The sequence below is a fragment of the Pseudomonas fluorescens genome (assembly GCF_000968015.1).
Taxonomy (GTDB): domain Bacteria; phylum Pseudomonadota; class Gammaproteobacteria; order Pseudomonadales; family Pseudomonadaceae; genus Aquipseudomonas; species Aquipseudomonas fluorescens_W.
The window spans coordinates 1-3,741 of sequence record NZ_LACH01000099.1; the positions used below are offsets into that span (position 1 = coordinate 1).

Below are 3,741 nucleotides of genomic sequence, written 5' to 3' on the forward strand. Positions count from 1 at the left end.
CCCGGGCGGATGTAGCGCATGTAAATGCCCATGAACATCGCGATCGGGATGGTCGCCATCACCGTGAAAATCCCCCACGGGCTTTCGGCCAGGGCTTTCACGACGATCAGCGCCAGCACCGCGAGGATGATGATCATGATCAGGAAGCAGCCAAACAGCGCGATGGTGCCGGGGATACGGCCCATTTCCTCACGGACCATGTCGCCCAGGGAACGGCCGTTGCGGCGAGTGGACATGAACAGGACCATGAAGTCCTGAACGGCACCCGCCAGCACCACGCCGGCAATCAGCCACAGCGTACCGGGCAGGTAACCCATCTGCGCCGCCAGGACCGGACCGACCAGCGGCCCCGCGCCAGCAATGGCGGCGAAGTGGTGACCGAAGAGGATGTGTTTGTTGGTCGGCACGTAGTCCAGACCATCATTGTTGAGCACGGCGGGGGTGGCCCGTCGCGGGTCGAGTTGCATCACGTTGTTAGCGATGAACAGACTGTAGTAACGATACGCAACCAGATAGATGGCCACGGCCGCGACCACAATCCACAAGGCATTGATCGCCTCGCCTCGGCGCAATGCCACTACACCGAGGGCGCACGCCCCTACGATTGCCAGCAGCAGCCAGGGTAGGTGGCGTAGCGGGCTATTATTATTTTTCATTTTATGATTCCAGCCAGAGTGGACAAGAAAGACAGCCATCCCGAGTTTAGCGCTAACGGCCGCAAAGGCCATCCCCCGACATGGGTTGAGCCATCACTTTGCTGGCAGCCTTTGACAATGCGGGTCTATAGTCAGCGAACATTTACGAGGATTGCGCCATGAGCGAGCACCCTACCGATCGCCGCCGCTTCAAACGTATTGCGTTCGATGCCCGAACCGAGCTGAGCCAAGGTGAATTCGTCTGGCCGGTGAAGTTGATCGACCTGTCACTGAAGGGCGTGCTGATCGAAAAGCCCGAACCGTGGCACGGGAATCCGGAGTGGCATTTCCTGGTCGATATTCATCTCAACGAGGACGTCGCGATCAAGATGGATGTGCAACTGACCCACGATGATGATGGTCAGCTTGGGTTCGTCTGCAAACACATCAGCCTGGAATCCATCGAACGCCTGCGGCGGTTGGTTGAACTCAACCTTGGCGACTCGCAGGAGCTCGAACGGGAGTTGGGTGCACTGATCGAAGTCTGAAGGCCAATCCCCCATTCAAATGTGGGAGCGAGCCTGCTCGCGATAGCGGTTTAACATTCAACAATGATGTTGACTGATAGTCCGCTATCGCGAGCAAGCTCGCTCCCACATGGATTGTGACCAGCCGTGAGAACTACTCGAACAGCGCGTCCAGCGCCTGTTCCAGACGCGTTACGCCAATAATCTGCAACCCCGGCGGCGCTTCTTTAGGCGCATTGCCCTTGGGCACGATGGCGCGCTTGAAGCCGTGTTTGGCGGCTTCTTTCAAGCGTTCCTGGCCGCTCGGCACCGGGCGTACTTCGCCGGAAAGCCCGACTTCGCCGAACACCAGCAGATCGTGGGGCAGTGGCCGGTTGCGCAAACTGGACATGACCGCCGCCATCAGCGCCAGATCGGAGGCTGTTTCCAGCACCTTCACCCCGCCAACTACGTTGAGAAACACATCCTGATCGTGGGTCGGAATGCCGCCGTGGCGGTGCAGCACCGCCAGCAACATCGCCAGTCGATTCTGATCCAGCCCCAGCGTGACCCGACGTGGATTGGCCAAGTGACTGTCGTCCACCAGCGCCTGGACTTCCACCAGCATCGGCCGCGTCCCTTCCCACGTTGCCATAACCACACTGCCCGGCACTTCTTCCTGCGCGCGGGTGAGAAAAATCGCCGAAGGATTGGAGACTTCTTTCAGCCCCTTGTCGGTCATACCGAATACGCCCAGTTCGTTGACGGCGCCGAAACGGTTTTTCACCGCCCGCAGCAAACGCAAGCGCCCATCGGATTCGCCTTCGAAATACAGCACCGTGTCGACCATATGCTCCAGCACTCGCGGCCCGGCCAATGCACCTTCTTTCGTCACGTGACCGACCAGGAAAATGGCCGTGCCGCTTTGCTTGGCATAGCGCACCAGCAACGCCGCGCTTTCCCTGACCTGGGACACACCGCCCGGTGCCGATTGCAGTTGCTCGGTGAAGATCGTCTGGATCGAGTCGATCACCATCACCTTGGGTTTTTCCTGCCGGGCGGTGGCGATGATGGTCTCGATGCAGGTTTCGGTCATCACCCGCAGTTGATCCTGAGGCAAACCGAGACGGCGGGCGCGCATGGCCACTTGCTGCTGGGATTCTTCGCCGGTGACGTACAGCGCCGGCATGACTTTCGCGAGGTTGCACAAGGTTTGCAGCAGAATGGTCGATTTGCCGATGCCCGGATCACCGCCGATCAGCACCACCGAACCATCCACCAGGCCGCCACCCAACACCCGATCCAGCTCGCTGGACGCTGTGGAAAAGCGCGGAATCTCTTCGACGCTGACTTCGGCCAGGGTCTTGATCTGTGCCTGTTGACCGGTCCAGCCGGTGCGACCGCTGGGGGCTGCGGCCCCCCCGCTCTCCACCATGGTTTCGGTCAGGGTGTTCCAGGCCCCGCACTCACCGCACTGGCCAGCCCACTTGGGGAAGGTTGAGCCGCACTCGGTGCAGCCGTACATGCGCTTGGCCTTGGCCATCTGAACTCCCGGCAAAAACCGCGATGATAGCTCAGCTGGTGCGGATCAGCGCGGCGAAGTTACCCAGCGGATCTTCCGTAGTAACTTGTTCAGCCTCAGGAATATATTCACCGCATTACCATTCATAAAAACTTGTACAACTTCCCACCCCGACATATCCAACCAAATACCAGCCTTGCCCAATGAAACAAAAATCGAAACCTGTACAAGTCTTAGCCATTTAAAACCCGAACGTACAACCCAACTATTAAGCCAGCCCAATGGCAATATAATGGCCATCCAAAACTTAGCGCAGGTAATTTGTTTGAGGCACGAGCTTTATACCCTGCAAACCAATCATATAAAAACTTCATGCACCGCACATTGCCTTGCATCAATCCAGTGCGGGCGGAGGCCTTAGTCCAAAGCGGCTACCCCGAGCGGGGTGATGGTCATTTCAGACTTTTTACCGCTGAGAAGGTCGGTAGCCGGCAAGCTCTGTAAGCAGTTGTTTCGAGCAGGATGCATCCTGCTGATTTACACTGCATTCACCAACCTCATCTGTAACAAGGAAATAACCTATGGGCGTGATAAGTGAGTTCAAGGCCTTCGCGGTCAAAGGTAACGTGGTCGACATGGCCGTCGGTATCATCATCGGCGCCGCCTTCGGCAAGATCGTTTCATCGTTTGTCGGCGACGTGGTGATGCCACCCATTGGCCTGCTGATCGGGGGGGTGGACTTCAGTGACCTGGCCGTCACGCTCAAGGCAGCCAACGGCAATATCCCCGCGGTAGTGCTGGCGTACGGCAAATTCATCCAGAGCCTGATTGACTTCATCATCGTCGCCTTCGCGATCTTCATGGGCGTCAAAGCCATCAACCGCCTGAAACGCGAAGAGGCCGTTGCGCCAACGTTGCCGCCGGTTCCGACCAAGGAAGAAGAGCTGCTGGAAGAGATCCGCGATCTGCTCAAGGCTCAGAACAATCGGCCCTGAATGCGTTAGTCAAATCGGCATAGGGGGCGGCCTTCACAGGCCGCTCCCGTGCCACACCACCCGGCATGCGGGTCCGCACCGGG

Annotated in this window: 4 protein-coding genes; 2 read left to right on the top strand and 2 right to left on the bottom strand. The window is 58.3% G+C overall.

Features of this window, described 5'->3' with window-relative positions:
• Nucleotides 1–656 (bottom strand): carbon starvation CstA family protein (locus VD17_RS30400; RefSeq protein ID WP_046057060.1); only part of this gene is annotated, 656 nt, incomplete at its 3' end.
• Nucleotides 657–814: 158 nt separating this feature from the next.
• Here VD17_RS30400 and VD17_RS30405 point away from each other — a divergent pair.
• Nucleotides 815–1,183, top strand: a complete 369-nt coding sequence (locus VD17_RS30405; protein ID WP_046057061.1) for a PilZ domain-containing protein — start codon at nucleotides 815–817, stop codon at nucleotides 1,181–1,183.
• 133 nt (nucleotides 1,184–1,316) lie between these two features.
• On the opposite strand, the gene radA is transcribed toward VD17_RS30405, so the two are convergent.
• Nucleotides 1,317–2,684 carry a DNA repair protein RadA gene (gene radA / locus VD17_RS30410; RefSeq protein WP_046057062.1) on the bottom strand — a complete coding sequence of 456 codons (1,368 nt, stop codon included), beginning with the start codon at nucleotides 2,682–2,684 and terminating at the stop codon, nucleotides 1,317–1,319.
• A 560-nt stretch (nucleotides 2,685–3,244) separates the two neighbouring features.
• Here radA and mscL point away from each other — a divergent pair.
• A complete protein-coding gene (gene mscL, locus VD17_RS30415; RefSeq protein ID WP_046048765.1) occupies nucleotides 3,245–3,658 on the top strand; it encodes a large-conductance mechanosensitive channel protein MscL in 414 nt (137 codons plus the stop codon).
• The last annotated feature ends 83 nt before the right edge of the window (nucleotides 3,659–3,741 follow it).